5 protein-coding genes are annotated in these 24,153 nt (G+C 68.7%); all 5 read right to left on the bottom strand.

The genetic code is table 11. The annotated features are described in order from the left end of the window. Nucleotides 1-3: 3 nt before the first annotated feature. The 5 genes from IM733_RS06320 to IM733_RS06300 are packed head-to-tail and all read right to left on the bottom strand — an operon-like array spanning nucleotide 4 to nucleotide 23,656. Nucleotides 4-885 carry a TauD/TfdA dioxygenase family protein gene (locus IM733_RS06320; RefSeq protein ID WP_248920050.1) on the bottom strand — a complete coding sequence of 294 codons (882 nt, stop codon included), beginning with the start codon at nucleotides 883-885 and terminating at the stop codon, nucleotides 4-6. Further along, nucleotides 867-1,550 carry a hypothetical protein gene (locus IM733_RS06315; protein ID WP_248920049.1) on the bottom strand — a complete coding sequence of 228 codons (684 nt, stop codon included), beginning with the start codon at nucleotides 1,548-1,550 and terminating at the stop codon, nucleotides 867-869. Before IM733_RS06315 ends, IM733_RS06320 begins: the two co-directional genes overlap by 19 nt. After that, a complete protein-coding gene (locus IM733_RS06310; RefSeq protein WP_248920048.1) occupies nucleotides 1,540-10,575 on the bottom strand; it encodes a hybrid non-ribosomal peptide synthetase/type I polyketide synthase in 9,036 nt (3,011 codons plus the stop codon). The genes IM733_RS06315 and IM733_RS06310 overlap by 11 nt, the downstream gene beginning before the upstream one ends. Next, a complete protein-coding gene (locus IM733_RS06305) occupies nucleotides 10,572-14,687 on the bottom strand; it encodes an amino acid adenylation domain-containing protein (protein WP_248920047.1) in 4,116 nt (1,371 codons plus the stop codon). Before IM733_RS06305 ends, IM733_RS06310 begins: the two co-directional genes overlap by 4 nt. Beyond that, a complete protein-coding gene (locus IM733_RS06300) occupies nucleotides 14,684-23,656 on the bottom strand; it encodes a non-ribosomal peptide synthetase (protein ID WP_248920046.1) in 8,973 nt (2,990 codons plus the stop codon). Before IM733_RS06300 ends, IM733_RS06305 begins: the two co-directional genes overlap by 4 nt. Between the last annotated feature and the right edge of the window lie 497 nt (nucleotides 23,657-24,153).

The raw sequence follows: 24,153 nt of genomic DNA, 5'->3' as shown, positions 1-24,153 counted from the left end.
CGATCAAACCCCTCGAAATGCCTGCGGCCGGCTACCCAGGATCGTCACCCGCTCGCCATACCGCGAATGCGGAAAATAATCCCAAACCGCATGGTGCTGGGTACACCGGTTGTCCCAGAACACCAGGGTGCCCGGCGCCCAGCGTACCCGGCAGCTCAACACCGGTTCACGCGCCACCAGGTCGAACAACATCTTCAACAGCACCTGACTCTCGCCAGCCGACAACTGCACGATATGCGAGGTGAAACCCGAATTGACGAACAACGACGGCCGCCCGGTCTCGGGATGGCGCACCACCACTGGGTGCTCGGTCTTGGGCAGGCCGGGTGGCGGTGTGTACCCCTTCCACGGGATTTCGCCATCATGGATGGCCGTCAACGTCCCCAGGAACGCCTGCATCGCCGGCGACAGCATCTCCAGCGCCAGGTGCATGTTGGCGAACAAGGTGTCACCACCTGTTCCAATGGCCGGGGTTTCCTTCACGTACAGCATCGACCCCATGGACGGTTCCAGGTCGGCGGTGCCGTCGGTGTGCCAGGTCTCCCCGGCGACGAATCGCGACTGGGCGTTGGCACGGATCACCACCAGCTCTGGATCGTCACCGTCGATATCATCCAGCGGCAAGGCCCGCAGTTCACCGAACAAACGCCCGAATGCCTTGTGCTGCTCTACGCTTAAATGCTGGTCGCGGAACACCAGCACATGGTTCTCCAGAAACGCCCGGCGAATCTCCGCCAGTTGCTCCGCTGACAAGGGGCGCGACAGATCCACCCCGCCGATCTCGGCGCCAATGACCGGCGTGAGCCGGTCCGCGCTGATGCTGCGATACGGTGCGCGCTGGGCGCCGGCAATGCGCTCGATGGCCTTCAGTGCCTGTTGGTCCATGCTGTCCTCCCTGATTGATGTTGATCGTGTTGGCTTGCCAGGTATTGCAGCCCGGCCGCCAATTGCTCGCGTACCACTGCTCGCTGCTGCGTAGAGGTCGCGCAGGCCCAGATGCAAACCCTCGCCAAGGCGCCGACGACGCTGGCACAGGCCTGTTCGTCCTCGCTGGCGTAGGCGCGGGCGGCGAGCGCGCTGCTGGCCGCCGCGTTGGCCGTGGCGAACGCCTGGGCGTTGGCATCGGTACTCAGTTGCGCGTAATGCCGGGCGAACGCCTCGGCATCACCGAACTGCCCGGCAATCATCGCCTGGTTGGCCGGTGCCTGGCCGTAGTCCAGGGCGCTTTCATAGGCCTGGGCATAGGCTGCCTCGAAGGCGTAGGCCCGGCGAAACACCTGCAATAGCACCGGGCCGAGTGCCATCCGCCATTCACCGGCCCGCCCGCACAGGCCCAGGCTCGCGCGTTGATGCAGGCGTTGCAGCGTGGTCACGGCCTGGCCATGTTCGGGGAGCGCCGCGGCGAGCAACGGCAGCACCGCCTCGGCTTGCCAAAGGTGCAGCAGGCGCCAGTACGCCTGGCAGTCGAGCTGCCGGGGCAAGGGACTGGACTGCAGCACCCGCAGCAGCGGGCTTGACCACGCGGGCGCCTGTGCATGCTCACGCGCCATGGGCCACCCCCTCCGGCGCGAGCAGGTCGCGATTGATTGCCTGGGCTATCTGGCGGGCCCAGGGGCCGGTGACGATGCCGTAGTGGTCGGTATCCAGCGCTTCCCAGTTTCGCAAGCCCGGCAACAACGCCTGCCAGGCCTGACACAGGTCCTGCGCCTGCCAACCACTGCCGATGCCGTATGGGTTGGGCTGGATGGCGATGAACAGCTGCCCGGTCACCTCGGCCAGCACGCCAGGCGCATGCCCCAGCAGGCTCGCCAGGTTGTTGCGACAGCACGTCACCAGGCGCTCCAGGTAACGCGTGCCGTCGGTCTCGCCATTGCGCAAGGCGAACTCCCGTTCGAATACCCGCTGGATCTGCGCCTCGTCGATCGCTTGCAGCGCGTTTCCGGCGTCCGGCGCGGGTGGGTCGATCAGGTACAGCGTCGGCAGCTCGAGCCCGGTGTCGCGGGCCAAGGCGCAGATGGCCTGGGCGACCCAGGCACCAAAGGACCAACCGACCAGGCGCCAGCTCGCGCCATCGGGCAGTTCGGCCTGGATCGCTTCCAGGTACAACGCCGCGCGCGCTTCAAGAGTGACATTGGAGAGTTCGGGCTGACGCAGCACCGGGTCGGCGATCACCCGCACCTCGAGGTCCGGATGCAGCGCCGCGGCCAGCTCGCGATAGGCCTGTACATCGCCACCGACCGGGTGGAGCAAGTACAGCCATTGGCGACCGCTGCCCTGTTGCCACGGGTCGATCCGCAGCGCCTCGCGCCAAGGGTCGCCAACGCGTTGGGCGCGACCTTGCTCGCTACCCACCAATGCCAACACCTCGCGCAGGCTGACCGTGGGGCTGAACTGCGACAGCTGCACCACCACGCCCGTGGCGCGCTGCAATTCGTCGATCAGGTCCAGCAGCGTCAGCGAGTCGGCGCCCAGGTCGTACAGCGAGGCATTGTCCTCCAGTGCGTCCACGCCCAGCCATTGGCACAGGCAGTCGCGCAGGCGTGCGGGCAGGTCACCCTGCTTCGGCTGCACCTCGGCCGGCACTGCCACGGCGCCATGGCGCACGGGATAAAAGCGCCTGGCCTGCTCCAGTGCCGTGGTCGAGACCAGCACCTGGGGCAGTTGCGCAACCATGGCCCGGTCGAACACTTCGCAGCCTTCCTGCGTCGACAGCCCGACCTTCAGGTGCTGTTGGTGCGCGGCATCGCTGCCATTCGCCTGGGTGGCCATACCGATTTCGCGCCAGATGTCCCAGTTGATGCCAAGACGCAGGCAGCCCTGGTCACCCGCTGCGCGGTAATGGCTGAAGCCGTCGAGCACGCCGCTGGCGGCGGCATAGTCCAGGTGGCCGGCACCGCCGAACAGCGCCGACATGGACGAGCAGTACAGCACGAAGCCTGGCCTCATCCGTGCGATCAGCGCCTCGACAGCGAGCATGCCAAGGGTCTTGGCGGCCATCGCGGTCGCCATGCGCTCGGCGTCGCGATGGCGGATCAGGCTGCCGGCCCCGACGCCTGCGGCATGGATCACGCCATCGAAGCGCTCGTACCGTTGCGCCAGATGCTCGAGCACCTGCGGCCAGCGTGCCAGGTCGGCCAGATCGGCCCGCAGCCAATCGACCCGCGCGCGGTCCACCTCCCACTCCGCGGGCCAAGTTGCCGAGCGTGACAGCAGCACCACGCGCCGCCCAGGCGCTCGCAGCAGGTGCTGGCACAGGGTGCGACCGATGCCACCGCCGCCGAGGATCAGGTAGGTGCCGTTGTCTGGCAAGGTTGTCGCTGCTGCCAGCGGCAGTGGGCTTGGCACCAGGCGCGGCTGCCACAGGTAACCGTCGCGCAAGGCCATGCGCCGGGGCAAGGCATCGGGTTCGGCCAATAGCGTGGCGACTGGCTTGGCGTGTTCCAGCAAGGATGGGCTTGGGCAATCCAGCCAGTGGCAGCGCACCGGGTACTCCTGGGGCACCACCTCGGTTACACCGCCCAGCGCTGCCAGTTCCGGCCGCAGCACCTCGCCGTGTACCGGGCAGGCCTGCCATGACAACAACCACAAGCGCAGGCTGGCGTCGCGTGGCGCCTGGCCCCAGGCCTGCAACAGGCTACTGGTCGTGTCCAGGCAGGCCCAGCGGGCGGTCGCCAGGCTCTGCGCGTCGATCGCGCCCTCCACCGACAGGGGCAAGGCGTGCAACCAGTCCAGGTCGCCCGGCAGTTCCGCGAGCAGGCGCCCCAATGCCTGAGCATCCAGCACATCGAGCTCGAAGTGGTTCGCGCCAAGCTGGCGATAACCTTCCCCTGTGCGCACGTGCACCACGCGACGGTAGGCAGCCCCCAGCGTGTCGAGCAGCGTTTCATCGGCTGCCGCATGGCTGCACACCACCAAGGTCTGGCGAACGGCTGACGGCGCCACGGGGCCAGCCATACGCCGCACACGTTGCCATTGGCGCTGGTGGAACCAGTCGGCCAACGGTTTGCGCTCAGGCGCGGCGAGGCGCTGGAAGCGATAGGTGTCGAGGTCGAAGGACGAAGGCGGCAAGTTCCAGGGCGGCGGCGCCGAATGAGGCACCCACTCGATATGCGCGCCTTCGTACCATGCGTCGAGCAGCGCCTGAGACGAATGATCGCTGGCCACAAGGCGCACCTGCGACGGCGCGACCTCGCGGATCGCCGACAGCGGTAATTCGTCACCTGCCCGGTACAGGACCGCAAATCGCCAGCGCGCCTGGCGGCGTCCGCTCTGCAGGTGGCGCAGCACCCCGGGCACGTGCCCGGGATTGGCCCGCAGCCACGCTTGCATGACCGCCATATCGCGTTCCAGCGCCGTGCGGCTGTGGGCTGAGAGCAGCAACAGCTGCGCGATAGCATGCTGCGTTTCCGGCTCGGCCTGCGCCGCGCCGACGATCACATGGGCGTTGGTGCCGCCGATACCGAAGCTGCTTACCCCGGCCATACGCCGCCGCCCTGAAGGCCAGGGACGCGCGGTGGTCGGGATGTGGAACGGCGCGTGCGCCAGGTTTATCTGCGGGTTGATGCGCGAGAAGCCCAAGTTCGGTGGAATCACGCCGTGATACACCGCCAGGGTGGCGCGAATCAGCCCGACCACCCCGGCCGCCGCTCCCAGGTGGCCGATCTGGCTCTTCACAGAGGCCAGGGCGCAGCTGCCTGTCGGGGCCTCGCCGAACGCCTGGGTCAGTGCGGCGACCTCGATCGGGTCGCCAAGCAATGTGCCCGTGCCGTGGGCCTCGACGTAGCCGATATCGGCGCCAGTCACCCCGGCCTTGTCCAGCGCCCGGGCAATCACCGCGCCCTGCCCGGCCACCGACGGCGCGGTGTAGCTCATCTTGCCGTGGCCGTCGTTGTTAAGCGCCGAACCTTCCACCAATGCATAGATACGGTCGCCGTCGGCCCGGGCACGGGCCAAGGGTTTGAGTACCACCACGCCGTAGCCACTGGCACCCAGCGTGCCGCTGGCATCCTCGCTGAACGGCCGACACAGCCCGTCACGGGAGAAGATGTGCTGCGAGCGGTGGCGATAGCCGTCGCTGAGGGTCGGGTCGATCAGCACGCCGGCTGCCAGCATCACCTCGCTGTCGCCCTGGCGCAGCAGGTTGCAGGCCAGGTGCACACCGATCAGCGAGCTGCCACAGGCGGCCTGCACGCTCATGGCCGGGCCGGTGAGGTCCAGGTGGTAGGCGGCCTTGGTGGCGAGGAAGTCCTTATCGTGGTGCAGCGCCAGTTGGAAGCCGTCCGGCAGCTCACCCTCGGCGCATTCGCGCAGCATCTGCTGGAAATAGGTGGTTTCGCCGCAGCTGGCCACCAGGCCGATGCGCGGCCCCTGCGCCGAGGGCACGATGGCGGCGTGCTGCAGGGCCTGCACGCAGGCCATCAGCAGGTGGCGTTGCTGCGGGTCCATCAACCGCGCTTCCTGGCGGCTGATGCCGAAGTACTCGGGGTCGAAGTCGAGCATGCCCTGCAACTGGCTGCGGGCACCGACCAGGCCTTCGGCGGCCTCGAAGCGCTCGATGCCCAGCCCGTTGCCCTGGACCATCGCCCAGAATTCGCCCAGATCGCGCGCGCCGGCCACGTTGACCGCCATGCCGATGATTGCCATCGGCTGATCGCGGGTCTCGCCAGGCGGCTCGCGGCGAACCGCCACGCCCTCGGTGCGCGCCAGGTATGCCGCCAGTTGGCGGATGCTCACGTGCTCGAACAGGTCGGCCATGCTCGGCGCATGGGGCAAGGCCTGGGTGTAGCGTGCATGCAGGCGCATCAGGCCCAGGCTGGTGGCGCCGGCCTCGAAGAAGGTCTGCTCGGGTTCGATGGCGTGACCGATCACCTCGCGGAACAGCGTGGCCAGCTGGCGTTCCAGCGGACTCAACGTGGCCGCCGGCGCACGCTGCCGCGCCAGGGGCTCGCCCTGCCCGGCCAGCGCCTTTCGATCGACCTTGCCGCTGGGGGTGCGCGGCCAGGTGTCGAGACGCCGGTACTGGTCGATGCGCACATGGGCGGGTAGATGGCGCGCCACCTGGCGATCAAGGTCGTGTGCGGCGGGCGGCGTGCCGGTCAATTGCAAGTAGGCCGTCAGGCGCGGGGGTTCGCCTTGCAAGGTCAGCACGGCGTTGGCCACGCCCTCCAGCCCCATCAACGCCGCCTCGACCTGCCCAAGCTCCAGGCGATGGCCGCTGAGCTTGACCTGCTGGTCGTCACGGCCCACGTAGTGCAGGCAACCCTGGGCATCGACCCAGGCCAGGTCGCCGGTGCGGTAATACAGGCAGCGGCGGCCGTCGGCCTGTGGCAGTTCGACGAAACGTTCGCTATTGAGCGCCGTCTCCCCCAGGTAGCAGCGCGTGACCATTGCGCCAGCCACCAACAGGTAGCCTTGGGTGCCCGTGGGTACGGGGTGGTCCTTGGCGTCGACCAGCAGCAACCGGGCGTTGTCGATCGCCCGGCCGATGGGCGCGCGCAGCGGCCAGTCACCTACCTTCGACGGCAGCCGATAGGCGCTGACCACATGGGTTTCGGTCGGGCCGTAGTGGTTGAACAGACTGGCCCTGGGCAGGCCGGCGAACCAGGTTCGCAGTGCCTCGGTGCACAGCAGTTGCTCGCCGGCCGTGACCACTTCGCGCAGGGTCTGGGGGTAGCTGCCTTGGGCCACGGCGGCCTGAGCCAGGTGCTGCAAGGCCACGAACGGCAGATACAGCCGCTCGATGCCCACTTGCTGGATGTAGGCCAGCAGCGCCTGGGTATCCTGCCGCCAGCGGGGTTCGATCAAGTGGTAGCAACCGCCGCCGCACAGGGTGCCGAACAGCTCCTGGAACGCCACGTCGAACGACAGCATGGAGAACTGCAAGGTCACCGAGCGCGCCGGTAACTGCCCGGCGTTACGCTGCCAGTGCAGCAAGTTGCACAGGGTGCGGTCCCACACCTGCACGCCTTTCGGAGTACCGGTCGAGCCCGAAGTGAACAGTGTGTACAGCGGCCGTTCGCCATTGTGCCGGGGCCGTTGCCAGTCCCGGGGCGCCGCCTGCAGGTTGACCCGATGGCGGGCGCACGCCTCGACGCCCAGCGCTTGCAGGGCCGCCTCGGTGGCGCTGCTGAACAACACGCAGCGTGGGCTTGCCTGGGCCAGCACCTGGCGTTGCACCGCCACGGGGTAGTTCGGGTCCAGCGGCACGGCGGTGACGTTGAGCTTGGCCAGGGCCAGCAAGGCGACCACATGCTCCACCGACGGTGCCAGAAACAACACCATGTTCGACGCGCCATCGAGTACGTGTTGGCCGGACAAGGTCGCGGCCAAGGTATCGGCCAGCGCATCCAGCTCGGCGTACCTCAGGTGCCGCTGGCCGGCCACCAGCGCCGTGGCCGCGGGCGTTTCGCGCACTTGGTGCTCGAACCAGTCCGCCATCGTGGCGAACGGCAATGGCTGGGAGGCCCCTACGCTGGCCGGCGGCAGCCCCAGGCGGTAAGGCGCCACCAGTGCGTCCAGGGACGCCTGCGGATTGTCCAGCAGCAGGTCCAGGCCGTGGTGCACCAAGGCATCCAGCGCGGCCACCTGGTGGGCGTCGAAATGGCTGCACTGGTATTCCCACCAGCACGCCAGCGGCCCGTCGCCGCCGACCACCAGCAGGGTCAGCGGGCACTTGGCCTGGGGCGCCGGGTGCGGCTCCAGGGTGGCGCGCAGCGGAGCATCGGCGAGCCTGGCGTAGTCGGTGTTCTCCAGCACGAAGAGGTAGTCGAACAAGGCCTGGCCGGTGGACAGCCGCAGGTCCTCGACCAGGTCGGCCAGGGCCACGTCCTGCAAGGCCAGCACTTCACGCACAGTGGCGGTTTGTCGATGCAGGTGCTCGCCTAGTGATTGCGTACCGCGCAGATCGGTAGGAATCAACACGGTATTGGCGAACATACCCACGCTGGCCTCGAACTCGGCCAGCGGCCGGTTGGCCACCGGGCTGGCGATCCGAGGGCGATCACAACCGACCAAGGCGTGCAGGCTCCAGGCGAAGACGCTGAACAGCACGTCAAAGCGGGTCAAGCGCTGCTGGGCACAGAAGCGCTCAAGCGCGGCGCTGCGCCGCTCACCCAGGGGTTGACGGTACAACCGCCCTTCGGTGCTGGCCGGTAGCATCACCTGCCGGGCCGGCGTCGCCTCACCGTGACGTGCGTGCAGTGCTGCCAAGGTGCGGCGCTGCTCCCGGTAGCGCGGGGTAACGCTCCATTGCCGCTGCCACTGGGCGAAGTCCAACGTGTTCAACACCTGCGCCGGTGCGGCGCTTTCACGTCCGTGCAGGGCGTCCTGATACAGGCTGGCCAGGTCGTCGAACAGCAGGTTCATCGACCAGCCATCAGTGACGATATGGTGCAGGTTCAGCAGCAATCGGCAGCTACCGTCGGGATGTGGCGCTACCCAGGCGCGCAGCAGGGTCGGGTTGGCGAGGTCGAACGGCGCCTCGAACACCAGGCTGGCGAAGGCCTGCCAGTTGTCCTGGCCCAACGCACCCGGCTCCAGTACCCGGCATACCGCCGCCTGCTCGGTAACCACCTGCTCAGGGCCGTCGCTGCCCGCCACGAAGGCGGTGCGCAAGGCCGGATGGCGAGCCACCAGGCGGCGCAGCGCTTCGGCCAGTGCCTGTGGATCCGCGCCTGCCGCCAGGTGCAGCACCAAGGGCACGTTATAGGCGGTCGAGCCGGGGGCGCGCTGCTGCTCCAGCCAGAGGCGGCGCTGCTCGGCACTGGCCGGCCCACGCCGTGCACGCGACGGCGCCGGCGCCGGCGGATAGCCCAGGCTTGCGCCCTGCCCCTGTTCAAGACGCTCGGCCAGCGCCGCGAAGGGCTCAGCGAGCAATGTCGCGATACTGATCTCCTGCGCCCAGCGGCCACGAATCGCCGAACGCAGGCGCATGGCCTTGAGCGAATCGCCGCCGCTGCCGAGCCAGTCATCCTGGCGGCCGATGGCGGGTTGCCCAAGCAGCGCACGCGCTTGCTCCAGCAGCCAGGCCAGTGCCGGCGAGTGCCTGCCCGCCTCGGCCGCCGGCCGCCAGGGCGTGGTGGCCTGGGCAAGCAAACGGCCCTGGTCGATCTTGCCGTTGGCCGTCAGTGGCAGGCGTGGCACCTGGAACAGATGGTGCGGGCGCATCCAGGGTGCCAGGCGAGCGCGCAGGTAGGTGTCGAACGCGCGATAGTCCAACTCCCCGCGCGGCACGACGAAGGCCAGCAACTGATGGTCCTCGGCAGCTTGCCTGCGGCTGCAGACATAGGCTTGGACCACCTGGGGGTGTTCGAGCAGGCACTGTTCCACCTCGCCCGGCTCGATACGGAAGCCACGCACCTTGACCTGTCGGTCGACGCGCCCCAGGCACTCCACCTGCCCCTCGGCATTGACCCGGACCAGATCTGCGGTGCGGTAATACACCTCACCGCGCCCCTGTGGCGCAGGCAGGCGCAGGAAACTACGGGCGGTCTCGCCGGGGCGGTTGCGGTAGCCACGGGCCACGCCGCTGCCGCTGAGGTATAGCTCGCCGACCTCGCCTGGCGCCACTGGCTGCTGCTGTGCGTCGAGCACCCGCATGCCGGTGTCCGGCAAGGGCTGGCCAATGGGTACGGTGTCGGCGGCGAAGTCCCGTGGGATGGGGTGGCACAGGGCGAAGGTGGTGCATTCGGTAGGGCCGTAGACATTGAACAGGCGGCAGGCGCTGGCCGGGTTGGCCTGGTACCAGGCCCGCACCGCCACCGGGCTGACCTGTTCGCCGCCGGTCAGTACCTGGCGCAGGCTGGCGAAGCAGGCCGGGTATTGCGCATTCAAGGTGTTGAACAGCGACACGGTGATGAACAGGGTATCGACCCGCTGCGTTTCCAGTACCTGGGCCAGGCGCCAGGCATCGAGCAGGTCGTCGTCGGCGACCATCACGCAACAGCCGCCATTGAGCAAGGGCGCCCACAGCTCGAAGCTGCAGGCATCGAAGGCCGGGTTCGACAGGCAGGCAAAACGGTCGCCCTGCTGGATGTCGATATAGCTGCCGGCCTGCGCCAGGCGCAACACGCCGCGCTCGCCGACTTCCACGCCCTTGGGCACGCCGGTGGTGCCGGAGGTGTAGAACAGGCACATGACCTCGGCAAAGCTGCTGGGCAACGGTTGGGCGGGTGTGTCCGGGTGCTCCAGCAACGCCTCGACGCTGGCCTCCCATGGGCCGGGCAACGCCTGGGGCGCGTCGGCAAGGCTCAGCACCCCCACACAGTCGGCATCGGCCAGCATCAACGCACGGCGCTCGGCGGGGCTGGCGCGGTCCAGCGGCATCACCACGGCCCCGGCCTTGAGCGCCCCGAGCAGCGCCGCGGCCCACTGCCAGCCGCGGGGCAGGTACAGCGCCAACGCCTGGCCGGGCAATAGCCCCTGCGCTTTCAGGCCTTGCGCGATGCGCTCGCTGGCACCGGCCAGCTCGGCGTAGCTGAGGCGCACCTGCTGGTCGATCACCGCCAGGGCCTGCGGGTCTCGTCGCACCTGGGCGGCAAAGCGTGCGAGCACGGTTTCCTGAAGCACGCTCATCATTTCCCCTCCTGGGTGTCGAAACGCTGCAGTTCGCGCTGGATCGTCCGTGAAACCCGATGGATTTCGCTGCTTTCAAGCATGTCCCAGTGCCCCCCCTGCACCAGCGTGGCCAGGTAACCATCACTGGCGCGACGGCGCCAGAACCCGCGCAGCGCGCGCAATTGGCCGCGTGGCAGGTCTTCCCGGGCCTGCACCAGCACCACCCGGCCGGCCTCCGGTGGGCAGGCATAAGCCGCCATGGCCAGGCGATTGTGGTTGTACAGGTGGTAGTAGCGTTCGACCTGGGCATCCTCGATACCGGGGTACATGCCATTGAAGCGCACCAGCTTGTCGCGGAACTCCGCCATGTCGACGGTGCTGATCTGCGCGCGGAAGGCCGGGTCGTCCGAGCCTTGGGTATCGAGCAGCACCACGCTGACCTGCCCGCGCCCGGCCGCCCGCAGGCGCCGGGCCATTTCGTAGGCCACCAGGCCGCCGAACGACAGCCCGGTGAGCACCAACGGCCGCGCCAGCAGAGGCTCGATCAGCCGCAGGTACGCCTCGGCCATCGCCTCCACCGTGGGCTCGGTGGCCTCCCCCGGGTTAAGCCCCGGCGACTGCACGCCGTACACGCCGACCGCCTCGGGCAGCACCTTGGCCAGCGACAGGTAACAGAACGCGGTGCCGCCGGCCGGGTGGATGCACACCACGTTGCGCTGGCCGTCCCCTGACCTGAAGGTAATCAGGTTGCTGTTCTCCTGGTGGGGGTTGGCCCCCGCCCGCAACCAGCCGCCCAGCGCCTCGATGGTCGGGTGGCCCAGCACCACCCGCGCCGGCACTTCGACAGCGAAGGCCTGGCCGATCTGGTAGGCCATCTTGATCGCGGCGATGGAGGTGCCGCCCACGGCGAAGAAGTTGTCGCGAATACCGATGTGCGGGGCCAGCAGCAGGCTTTTCCAGATCTGGTAGAGGGTCAGTTCGATGTGATCGCGCGGGCTGCTCAGGTTGACCTGGCGCGCCGCCAGGTCATGGTCGGCGCGCTCGGCCAGTGCCTGGCGGTCAACCTTGCCGTTGACCGTGAGCGGCAGGCTGTCGAGCCACAGATAGGCGCTGGGCAACACGGCGCTGGGCAGGGTTTCGGCCAGGTGCGCGCGCACCATCTGCTCGTCCGGCGCCTGGGTCGCCACGCAGCAGGCCACCAGGCGTTGATGCTGGGCCGCTTCGCCGAGCATCAACACCACGCTGGCAGCAATACCGGGGAAGGCCTGCAGCCGGGCCTCGATCTCGCCCAGTTCCAGGCGCACGCCGCGCAGCTTGACCTGGAAGTCGTTGCGCCCGAGGAACTCCAGCTGCCCATCGGCACGGTAGCGCGCCAGGTCGCCGCTGCGGTACAGCCGATCACCAGGCACGAACGGGTTGTCGATGAAGCGCTCGGCGCTCAGCGCCGGCAGCCCCAGGTAGCCGCGGGCCACGCCCACGCCACCGATGTGCAGGTGGCCGGTGACACCGGCCGGCACTGGGGCATCGAAATCGTCGAGCACGTGGAAACGGTTGTTGGCGATGGGCCGGCCGATCGGCAGGCGCAGCGCGGGTACCTCGTCGCCCGGCGCCAGCGTCCAGATACTGTTGATGACCGTGGTTTCGGTGGGGCCGTAGACGTTGTGCAAGCGTGCATGAGGCAGGCGCGCCTGGAACAGCCGCGCCAGGGCCGGCGACAGCTCGCCGCCCCCGCAGAATACGTCCTTGAGGCTGTGGCATTGGCTGACCGCCTCCGTTTCCAGGAACAGCTGCAGCATCGCCGGTACGAAGACCATGGCCGTGACCTGCTGCTCGCGCGCCACGTTTGCCAGGTAGCCGGGTTCGAAATGCCCACCGGGCCGGGCGATGACCAGCCGTCCACCGGTAGCCAGCGGCCAGAAGGTTTCCCAGGCCGAGGCATCGAAGCCGAACGGGATCTTGTGCAGCATCGCCCCCGCCTCACCGCAGACGCCAAGGCACCACAGCAACAGGTTGCCCAGGCCGCGGTGCGCGACCATCACGCCCTTGGGCAGGCCGGTGGTACCGGAGGTATAGATCACGTAGGCGAGGTGCTCGGGGGTCACGCCGACTTCATACGGGGCCAGGTTATCGGTGGCCAGGCCCTCCCAGCTGGCGGCATCGGCCTGCACGTCGAGCATCGGCGCTTCCCATCCCGATCCTTGCATGGCCTGACGCAAGATAGTCTGGGCCGAGCCCAAGGTCAGCAGCACGGCGGGCGTGCTGTCAGTGAGCATGTGGCCCAGGCGCCCGACTGGGTAGTCCGGGTCCAGCGGCACGTAGGCGCCACCGGCCTTGAGCACCGCCAGCAGCGCCACCGGCAGCTCCAGCGAGCGCTCCACGCAGACCGCCACACGCACGTCCGGGCCGACGCCCAGGGTACGCAGGTGGCGGGCCAGGCGGTTGGCCTGGGCATTGAGCTCGGCATAGCTCAACCGCCGGTCCTCGAACGTGACGGCACACGCCTGAGGAGTGCGCGCGGCTTGCCCTTCGACCAGGCGGTGCACGCAGTCGATGGGCGCCTGCAACGCGGGAGACGGGTTCCAGGCATGCAGCACCTGCTGGCACTCGTGCTCGTCCATCAACGACAAGTCATGCAGCGCCCGCTTGGGCTCGGCGGCCACCTGGGCGAGCAGGTGGCGGTAGTGACGGCTCAGGCGCTCGATGGTCGCGCGGTCGAACAGGTCGGTGTTGTACTCGACCAGCAGGTGCAGCGCCCTGTCGCGCTCGACCCACTCGAACGCCAGGTCGAACTTGGCGGTGGCGCTGCCGGTGCCATGGGGCGAAAGCGCCAGGCCGGGCATCGCGATCGCGGCGCCAGGGGTGTTCTGCAGCACCATCATGACCTGGAACAGCGGCGAGAAGCCGGGGTCCCGAGGTGGGTTGAGCGCCTCGACCACGCGATCGAACGGCACGTCGTGGTGCGCATGGGCCTCCAGCATGTTCGCCCGCACCTCACGCAGCAGCGCGGCGAAAGTCTGCGCCGGGTCGAGCCGCTGGCGGATCACCAGGGTGTTGATGAAGTGGCCGACCAACGGTTCCAGCTCTGCCCTGCCCCGGTTGGCGAACGGCGTGCCCACGCACAGGTCGCGCTGGCCGCTGTAGCGCCACAGCAGCACGTCCAGGGCGCCGAGCAGCACATTGAACAGCGTGCCCTGGGTATGTCGGGCCAGGGCGTTGAGCTCGGCCAGGGTCGCGGCGTCCACCGTCGAACTGAACGCGGCGCCGACAAAGCGCTGCTGCGGCGGGCGCGGGCGGTCGCCAGGCATGTCCAGCAGGGGTGGCGCGTCGGCCAGGGTGCGCCGCCAGTAGTCAAGCTGGTCCTGCAGCGTCACCTCGTCCAGATGCTGTTGCTGCCAGCAGGCATAGTCGGCGTACTGCACCAGCAGCGGCGCAAGGCTTGGGGCCCGGCCGCCCAGCAGGTCGCCATAAAGGGTGGCGACTTCATGCAGGATCACGCCCATCGACCAGCCGTCGGCGACGATATGGTGCACGCTGTACAGCCACACATGCTCATCATCGGCCAGGCGCACCAGCAGCGCACGCAGCAACGGGCCGTTCACCAGGTCGAACGGTGCGCGGGCGTCGGCCTCGGCCGCCTCGGCCAGGCGGGCCTGGCGCGCGGTCTCGGGCAGGTCACGCAAATCCAGCATGGCCAGGCGCAGCGGCCTGCTCGCGTGCACCACCTGGCGCGGCTCGCCGTCGACGCTGACGAAGGTGGTGCGCAGCATGGCATGGCGTTCAACCAGCAGATTGAGCGCCCGCTCCAGCACGACCACGTCCAATGGCCCCTTGAGCGTCAGCGCCGAGGGCACGTTGTAGAACGGATTGCCTGGCTCCAGCTGGTCGAGGAACCACAACTGGCGCTGCGAGAACGACAAGGGGCAACTGGCCTGCTCATCCGCGCGACGCGGGATCGGCGCGCTGTCGTCAGGCCGGGCGAGCAAGGCGATCAGCGCCTGCTTGTGGGTCTTCAGGGCCTGCAGCAGGGCCTCGTCGAGCAAGCCCTTGGGCGCCTTGCAACGCAGTTTGTCACCGTCCACCTCGAGGGCCACGCCATGGCGATCGAAAAACGCCAACAGTTGATGGGCGTTCATACTTCGAATTCCTCCATGTCAGTGGCGTCCTGCGCCGTGATGGCCGGCGCTTGCGGTTGTGTGCGGTGAGGCACATGGCCCCCACGCAGGCCGCCGACCATCGAATAGACCAGCGTATGGCTGGCCCCCAGGTCGAACAGCGAGGCCAGCTGTCGGGGCTCCAGCGAACCGACGCCGCACAGGCCCACCCCTTGATCGGCCGCGGCCATGGTCAGCAATTGCGCCATCGCCCCCGCCTCGATCAGGCAGAAGTCATGGCTCGCCTCGCCGTACAACGGCCGGATCGCCGCCAGCTCGGCAACAAAGAACAGCGCGAACGCCGCGCCTTCGTATACCGGGCGATTGACGAAGTAGTCGTAGGTGTCCGGGTCAAGCACGCCCTCGCCCACGGCCACCAGGCGATGCCCCACCGGGTCGTGGTAGTAGGCACCACCCGGCACACCGAGCACCCGGCCGGGCTTGATGTAGAGGTAGGTCTGCAGCGGATAGGCGCCGCCCGCCGACGGGAACAGGTACTTCACCTCGCCGTCCAGTTGCCCCTGGGCCAGCACCGCCAGGAGCTCGGCGAATGCCTGCGCGGCAATGGGTTGCTCCAGGTACTGGCGCACTGAACGGTAGTCACGGTAGCGCTGAGCGAAGGCGGGGTCGGCCGGCTGCGCCAGGGCCACCTGTGGCGTATCGCGGGTGAAGCGCCGCCGTGCGCGCTGCTCGGCCTTGAACGCCGCCCGCTGCCGCGGATCTTCCAGCACCTCAGCCCCGCTTGGGCTCGGTGCCTCCTGGCGCGGCGCACGCCGGCGATACAGTGCCAGCAGGTTGAGCAGGGTCGGTTGCGCCAGCAGGTGCGCTACATGAGGCCGGAAGCCCAGCTCGCTCGACAGCGCGTTGCTGATCCGCACGATGTCGATGGACGTGGCGCCGAGGCTCAGCAGGTTGGCGTCGGCGGCGATGCTCGGTTGGCCCAGCACCTGCTGGACGATCGCCACCAGGCGCTGCTCCCGTGGCCCCTCGACCTGCAGCGCCAGGCCGCCGGCTTGAGCCTGGTCGGGCTCGGGCAGTCGGCTCTTGTCGACCTTGCCATTGGCCGACAGCGGCCAGGCCTCCACGAAGGTGAACGACGCCGGCACCATGTACGCCGGCAGCTTGTCGGCCAGGTAGCTGGCGAAGTCGCCGGCCTGCAGCGCCGGGTCGGCCTTGAGCACGTAGCCGGCCAGGCGTTTCTGCGCCTGGGCCTCGCCGAGGATGCGCACCACCGCGCTGTGCACGCCCGGGTGGCGGTTGAGCGCCGCCTCGATCTCGCCCAGCTCGATGCGGTAGCCCTGGACCTTGACCTGGTTGTCGTCGCGGCCAAGGAACTCGATGTTGCCATCCGCCAGCAAGCGCCCCAGGTCGCCGGTACGGTACAGGCGCTCGCCGGTCAGCGGGTGGTCGAAGAAGCTCCTGGCGCTCAACGCCTCATCGCGCCAGTAGCCCTTGGCCAGGCCGATTCCGCCGATGTACAGGTGGCCGGTGACCCAGGTCGGGCGCACTTGCAGCGCGTCGTCCAGCACATGGAAACGCTGGTGGTCCAGCGCCTGGCCATAGGGAATGCTGCGCCAGGCCGGGTCGACCTGGGTGATCGGGTAGCCGATCGACCAGATCGACGCTTCGGTGGCCCCGCCCAGGCTCATCAGTTGCAGCCCTGGGCGCAGTGCCCAGGCTCGCTCGGGCAACGCCAGCGGGATCCAGTCGCCGGACAGCATGGCCAGGCGCAGGCTCGCCGGCAGCCCCCTGCCCTCGCCCTCCAGGTACTCGACCAGCATGCCCAGCAGTGCCGGCACCGAGTTCCATAGGCTCACCCGGTGGCGCTCGATCAACCCAGCCCAGTGCGCCGGGTCCAGGCTCTGCTGTGGCTCGAGCATGACCACCGCGGCGCCCGCCGCCAGGGTGCCGAAGAAGTCGTACACCGACAGGTCGAAGCTCAGCGACGAGATCGCCAGTACCCGGTCCTGCGGGCCCACGGCAAAGCGCCGGTTGATGTCGAGCAAGGTGTTGACCGCGCCCTGGTGGTCGATCACCACGCCCTTGGGCGTGCCGGTGGAGCCGGAGGTGTAGATCACATAGGCCAGGTCATCGGGCCGCACCGGCACGTCACGCAGCGCTTCGACCTGGTTGCCGGGCTGGTCGGTAATGGTCAGGGCGGTGACCTGCGCGGGCCACGCCACCCGCTCCAGCAGGCACGGCTGGGTCAGCGCCAGGGTGGCCTCGGCGCGTTCGAGAATGTGCTGCAGGCGCGTGCTGGGCAGGTTCGGGTCGATGGGCAGGTAGGCGCCGCCAGCGTAGAGGATGGCCAGTGTCGCCACCACCTGCTCCCAGCCGCGCTCCATCACCACAGCGACCAGTCGGTTGGGCTGCACGCCGCGGGCCTGCAACTGTGCAGCCAGTTGACGGGCCTCCTGGCGCAGCTGGCCGTAACTCAGTTCACGGCCCCCCAATACCGCGACGGCCTGTGGCGTGGCCAGGGCCTGGCGCTCGAACAGCGCGTGCATCAGCGGCAGGTCGCGTGGCGCCGCTGGCGCTTGCGCCAGGCGCGCCTGCGGCAGCAACTGCGGGGTGCTGAAAGCCCAGGCTTCAGGTGCCAACAAACGGTCGAGTACGGTGTTATAGGCGGCAAACATCTGCGCGATCATGCCCTCGGGGAACAGCGCGTCGATGCTGTCCCAATTGAACAGCAGGCGGCCTTCAAGCTCGAGCAGGGTGTGGTCGAGCCACACATGCGGGGTCTGGGTGATGCTGTGTTCCAGCGTCGCGCCCAGGGCGTCGCCCAGGTTGAACTCGGCCAGCTCAGGTGCCGCTTCCGACAAGGTGCTGTTGAACACGATCGGCATCGCCGTCTGCTGCACGCCACGGGCCTGGGACAGCTCGCGCAGCACGCGCACACCGCTGACCACCGAGTGGTCGATGTCCTGCCACAGGCGTGCCTGCACGGCGCGGGCCTTGTCGGTGAAGCTGGCGTGGCCATCGATGGCCACCTCCAGCAGCACCAGGGAGGTGAAGTCGCCGATGATCGCGTCGACCTGCGGGTGCAGCGGCAGGCGGTTGAACAGCGGCAGGCTCAGGGTGAAGCGCGGCTGGCGGCTCCACAGCGCCAGGACTTCGCTGAACGCGGTCAGCAGCATCACCGACGGGGTGACGCCGAACTGCCGGGCCATGGCCTTGAGCTGGCGCCACTGCGCCGCCGGCATGTCGCGCTCGCGGCGGGTGAAATGCGGGTGGGCGATGCTTTCCGGTTGGCACACCCGCGGCAGGTCCGGGGCCGGGGCCAGGGTCTCGATGCGCCCGCGCCAGTAGTCCAGGGCACGCTCATAGCGTTGGCCACCGCGCATTTGGCGCTCGGCGAGCACATAGTCGCGGAAGGTCACGCCGGGTTCAGGCAGTTGCCGATCAGGCGTGTCGTAGTACGCCATCAGCTCGCGGGCGAAAATCTGCGTACTGGCGGCATCGACCACCAGGGCGTCGAGGCTGATGTGCAGGTGACTGATGCCGTTGTCCAGCCGCGATACGCTGAAGTCGAACAGCGGCCAGCGGCTGGCGTCGAGCACCTGGTGCGACTGGCGCGCGCGGGTGGCCAGCAGGGCGTCCCGGGCCTGCTCGGCGCTCATGCCGCGCAAGTCGCTACAGGCCAGGTGGTAGGTCGGCACCTGTTCCAGCACCTGCTGGGTGCCATCGTCCAGGAACACCACGCGCAGCATGTCGTGGCGCTGGATCATGCGGTTCAGCGCGGCCTCGAAGCGGGGTACGTCGAAGTCGGGGATGCGCCACTCTTCATAGCCATGGGCGCTGACACCGCCGAGGCTGACACTGGCTTCGCGGCCAAACCAGTAGGCCTGCTGGATGTCGGTGAGGGGGAACGGTGCGTGGCGCCCGGCCGGGTCGGCTTGCAGGGCCTGGAGCTGCGGCTCGGCCTGGCCATCTCCCGTCGCCTTGACCTGCGCGGCCAGGTCCATCAGCACCGGCGCCTGGAACAAGCTGCTCAGCGACAACTGCGCGCCCAGGCGCTGGTTGATCGCGTAGACCAGGCGCGTGGCCAGCAGCGAGTGACCGCCAAGGTCGAAGAAGTTGTCGCGGATACCCACCCGCTCGCACTGGAGCACTTCGGCCCAGACCTGCGCCATGCGCCGTTCGGTTTCGTCGCGCGGCGCTTCATAGTGCGCCGCGCCGCCGCGCTCGGGCACCGGCAGGGCCTGGCGGTCGAGCTTGCCGTTGCCGGTCAGCGGCAGCTGCGCGAGGCTGACCCAGGCAGTGGGCAGCATGTGCTCGGGCAATTGGCGCTGCAATGCCGCGCGCAGGGTTTGTGCTTCGCCTGCGCCCACCACGTAGGCCACCAGCCGTGGATCGCCCGCAACGTCCTCGCGCAGCAACACCGCGACATCCTGTACCCCTGGCTGCTGGCGCAACAGGCTGTCGATCTCGCCCAGCTCGATACGCAAGCCGCGCAGCTTGACCTGCTGGTCCGCGCGCCCCAGGTAGTGGACGTTACCATCGGCGTGCAGCCAGGCCAGGTCGCCACTGCGGTACATGCGCGCGCCTGGCTCGTGGCTGAACGGGTCGGGCAGGAAGCGCTCGGCGCTCAGTCGGGGCTGATTGAGGTAGCCTCGGGCCAGGCAGGCACCGGCGATGTACAGCTCACCAGGTACGCCCACGGGCAGTGGGTTGAGATCACCGTCCAGCACATACAGCCGCGCATTGGCGATCGGTTTGCCGATGGGGGGCAGTTCCGGCCAGTGTTCGGCGGCGGCGCAATCGAGGCTGAACTGGCTGACCACATGGGTCTCGGTCGGCCCGTACTGGTTGCGCAGGCGCGCGCCGCCCAGGCCACGAGCGAATGCGCGTAGCGCGTCGTTGACCTGCAACGCCTCGCCGGCCGTGACGATCTCGCAACCAGCAGGCGGCATCGGCGCGTCGGGGTCGGTCACGGCGGCCAACTGCTGCAGCACGGCGAACGGCAGGAACGCACGCCCCACGCCGTCGGCCACCAGGGCCGGGCGCAGGGCGGCCAGGTCCTTGCGCCCGGCCTCGCTCATCAGCTGCAAGGTGCCCCCCTGGCACAGGGTGCTGCAGATTTCCTGGAACGACACGTCGAAGTTCAATGAGGCGAATTGCAGCACCCGGCACGCCGTGGGCATCTCGTCCAATTGCCAGGCGATCAGGTTGTCCAGGGCACGACGGCTGTGGGCCACGCCCTTGGGGTGGCCGGTCGAGCCGGAGGTGTAGAGCACATAGCCGAGGTTCGCGGGGCTTACCGCCACTTGCGGGTCGCTGTGCGGACAGTTCGCCCAGCGCGCCGCGTCGCTGTCCAGGCACAGCAGGTCGACCACTTGCGGCAGGCCTGGGCACAGCGAGGCCTGGGTCAGCACCAGGCCAGGCGCGGCGTCGGCCAGCATGAAGGCCAGGCGCTCCGCCGGGTACGCCGGGTCGAACGGCACATAGGCGGCACCGGCCTTGAGGATGGCCAGCAGGCCGACGACCATGTGCGCCGAGCGCTCCAGGCATAGCCCCACCCGTTGTTCGGGGCCGATGCCCAGGGCGACCAGGTGGTGGGCCAGGCGGTTGGCCGCACGGTTCAGCTCGACGTAGCTCAGGGCCTGGCCGTCGGCGACCAGCGCCGCGGCATCCGGAATGCGCCGGACGACGGCCTCCAGGCGCGCCATGCAGCCCGGCTGGCTGGCGGTGTCGCGGGCCGTGCGGTTCCAAGTATCCAGCACCTGCACGCGCTCCGGCGCGTCCAGCAGTTCGAGGGTGGCGATCGACTGCCCGGGGGCGCCGACCATCCCCTCCAGCAGGCGGCACAGGTAGCCGCCAATGCGCTCCACGGTGGCGTGTTCGAACAGCCCGCAGGCGTACTCCAACCCACCGACGATCTGCCCATCACGTTCGCTCAGCGCCAGTTGCAGGTCGAACTTGGCGACGTGCTGGCTGGCGCGCACAGGCGTGATGTCCAGCCCGGGCAAGGCCAGGGTCTGGCCCTGGTCCTGCTCCCAGGCGAACAGCACCTGGAACAGCGGGCTGTACGCCAGGCTGCGTGGCGGGTTGAGCAGCTCCACCACCTGCTCGAACGGCAAGTCCTGGTGGGCTTGGGCGTGCAACGTCACCTGGCGTGCCTGATGCAGCCATTCGCTCAGCGACGGTGCGCCAGTGCGGGTCATGCGCAGGGCCAGGGTATTGACGAAAAAGCCGATCAGGCCGTCCAGCGCCGGGTCCGGGCGGTTGGCCGAGGGCACGCCGATGACCACGTCATCCTGCCCGGACAGGCGCATCAGCAGCAGTGACCAGGCGCTCAACAAGGCCATGAACAGCGTGGTGTCGTGGGCGCCGCACAAGGCTTTCAGGCGCGTGGTCAGGGCCTGGTCCAGCACCAGCGGCACGAAGCCGCCGCGATAGTCCTGCACGGCCGGGCGCGGGTGATCGCTCGCCAGTGTCAGCAGCGGCGGCGCCCCCTCCAAAGCCTGGCGCCAGTAGCGGCGCTGCGCCTCGAGGCGTTCGCCACCCAGCCATTGGCGATGCCAGGCGGTGTAGTCCACGTATTGCACCGGCAGTGCCGGCAAGTCCGCTTCGTGGCCCAGCAACGCGGCGCGGTACAAGGCCTCCAGGTCACGGGTGAGCACACCTACCGACCAACCGTCGGAGATGATGTGGTGCTGGGTCAGCAACAGCACATGGTCATCCTGCGCCAGGCGCACCAGGCAGGCACGCATCAGCGGCCCCTGGGCCAGGTCGAACGGCCTCGCCCCCTCCTCTTCGATCAAGGCTTCAAGACGTGCCGAGGCAGCGGGCAGGCCCTGCAGGTCGACCTGGGTGAACGCCATGCCCTGGTCGGGGGCACCGACACACTGGCGGCCCTCGCCTTCGACACTGACGAAGGTGGTGCGCAGCGCCTCATGACGCGCCACCAGGCGGTCCAGGCTGGCGCTCAGCGCCTGCACCTGCAAGGCCCCCCGCAGGCGCAGGTTCAGCGGCATGTGGTAGGCGGCGTTGCCCCCCTCCATCTGCGCCAGGAACCAGAGACGCTGCTGGGCGGACGACAACGTTTGCGCGCCGGTTCGTTCGACGCCGGTGATCGGCAGGCGCCCTTCATCCTGGCTGGCCTGCAGCCTCAGGGCGAAGTCCATCAGCCGCGGGCTTTCGAACAGGGCCGAGGGCGCCGCTTCCAACGCCAGGTCCCGGCGCACCTTGGCCAGCACCCGCATGACCAGCAGCGAGTGACCGCCCAGGCTGAAGAAGTGGTCTTCACGACCGATGGGCGCGATCCCCAGCACCGCGCTCCAGATCGCCGCCAGGGTGCTCTCCAGCGCGCCTTGCGGGGCCTGGTAGTCGCGTTGCCCGAATGCGCTGGCATCCGGCGCGGGCAAGCCGTTGCGGTCGTACTTGCCATTGGCAGTCAGCGGCAAGGCGGGCAATTGCACGAAGGCGCTCGGCACCATGTAGTCCGGCAGTTGCGTGCGCAACTGTTGGCGCAGCACGGCCGGGGTCAGCGCGCCCCCCGCGTGCTGGGCGTAATAGGCCACCAGGCATGGCTCGCCCGGCACGTCATGGCGCAACTGCACCAGGCTTTCGCGCACCCCGGCGATTGCCGCCAGGCGTGCCTCGATCTCGCCAAGCTCAAGGCGCAAGCCACGCAGCTTGGCTTGGTGGTCGTTGCGCCCGAGGAATTCCAGCTGACCGTCGGCGCGCAGGCGCGCCAGGTCGCCGGTGCGATACAGGCGCTCACCGGCGACGAAGGGATTGTCGACGAAGCGTTCGGCGCTCAGTTGCAGCAGGTTCAGGTAGCCTCGGGCGACACCGACGCCGCCGAGGTACAGCTCACCCTCCTCGCTCGCCTGCCCCTGGGCATCGAGCAGATAGACGCGGCAGTTCGCCAGCGGTCGACCGATAGGTAACACACCTTCCGCCACCTCGGCAGGCACCTCGTGGCAAGTACTGTCGATGCTCGCCTCGGTAACGCCGTACGCCTGCACGATCTGCACCCGTTCGCCGCACAGCCGGCGCAACTGGCGGGCGCTGTGGGCGGTCCAGATATCCGAACCGCAGACCACCGTGCGCATGAAGGTCAGGTCACGACCATTCGCCTCGGCCCACTCCAGCAGCGGGTTGAGCACCGCCGGCACGAAGTCGCCGAAGCCCACCTCGGCTTCGCACAACAACCGATACAGCGCCGGTGGGTCCATCAGCGTGTCGCGCGGGCACAACACCAAGGTGCCGCCAAAGCCCAGGGCGCGGATCAGGTCGGCGCTGAACACGTCGAACGAGAAGCCGGCCATCTGCAGATGGTTGAGCGGCGCCTGCAACGGGTACAGCCGTGCCCAGGCCGCGCCGAGGGCGACCAGGCCACGGTGCTCGACCATTACCCCCTTGGGCGTGCCGGTGGAACCGGAGGTGTAGATCACGTAAGCCAGGTGACGGGGCGTCAGCCCGATTGCCTGTGGGTCCGGATCATGGGCTGGCTGGTCGGCCCAGGCCACGGTGTCGTCGAGGTCGAGCAGCACGGGCGCCAGCGACAGGCCGTCGAGTGCCGCCCGTGCCGGGCCATGGCTGAGCAGCACTGCCGGGGCGCTGTCGGCGAGCATGTGCGCCAGACGCGCCCGGGGGTAGCCAGGGTCCAGCGGCACGTAGGCGCCACCGGCCTTGAGCACGGCGAGCACAGCCACCAGCATGTCCAGCGAACGCGCCAGGCACAGCCCGACCCGCACATCCGGCCCGACGCCCAATGTGCGCAGGTGATGGGCCAGGCGATTGGCCTGGGCGTTGAGTTCGCCATACCCCAGCACCTCCCCGCCGAAACGCGCGGCGATGGCGCCTGGTGCCCGCCGCGCCTGGGCTTCGAACAGGCCGTGCAGGCACAGTGAGGTATCGAACGGCACGTCGTGATGCCAGTTCTCGGGTAATACGGCGGGCTGCGCGCAGGCATTGGCGCGCGAGGAGGAAGTGTCGAGCATCGAGGCTACCGTCCATGATTATTGTTCTGGTGATGCGCGCAGGACGACGGGCGTCCTGCCAGTCAGGCCCGGCGTTCAGGCCGGGTCGGTCACTCGGGGGCGATCAGGGGCAAAGGCGCGCCACGGGCACGCGCGCGATGGTGGGCGGGACGCCGTGCGGCCAGGCGGCAGCGCACGTGAGGGGAAGACAGGCGACGACGGGCAAGCGGCCCGCCACATCGACGATTCCAAACTGCGAGACCCATTGAAACCTCACCATCCTTATGGGGGCGTGGAAGGGCCACGAGCGTTGAGCCTGGGTGGTCCCTTCGGCTGCGGTGCCAGTGGCCTGTGGGCCGTCGGCATTCCATTACGCGCCGGGCTGCTGGCGCCAGCGCTGGCGGATGATAACCACGAGGGTCAGCGGCAAGGCAACAAAAAGAAAAACTTTATGGGATTCGTCTGGGTGTCTCAGCCTGGCCAACACCTTGAAATAGCACGAAGTTAATAACTTAACT

It is taken from the genome of Pseudomonas entomophila, assembly GCF_023277925.1.
In the GTDB taxonomy this organism is placed as follows: domain Bacteria; phylum Pseudomonadota; class Gammaproteobacteria; order Pseudomonadales; family Pseudomonadaceae; genus Aquipseudomonas; species Aquipseudomonas entomophila_D.
This window is presented reverse-complemented; position numbering and strand designations above follow the sequence as displayed.

Coding starts and splice junctions, on each gene's coding strand:
- IM733_RS06315 (WP_248920049.1), bottom strand. CDS start 1,550: ATGGCGCGTGAGCATGCACAGGCGCCCGCGTGGTCAAGCCCGCTGCTG.
- IM733_RS06320 (WP_248920050.1), bottom strand. CDS start 885: ATGGACCAACAGGCACTGAAGGCCATCGAGCGCATTGCCGGCGCCCAG.
- IM733_RS06310 (WP_248920048.1), bottom strand. CDS start 10,575: ATGATGAGCGTGCTTCAGGAAACCGTGCTCGCACGCTTTGCCGCCCAG.
- IM733_RS06300 (WP_248920046.1), bottom strand. CDS start 23,656: ATGCTCGACACTTCCTCCTCGCGCGCCAATGCCTGCGCGCAGCCCGCC.
- IM733_RS06305 (WP_248920047.1), bottom strand. CDS start 14,687: ATGAACGCCCATCAACTGTTGGCGTTTTTCGATCGCCATGGCGTGGCC.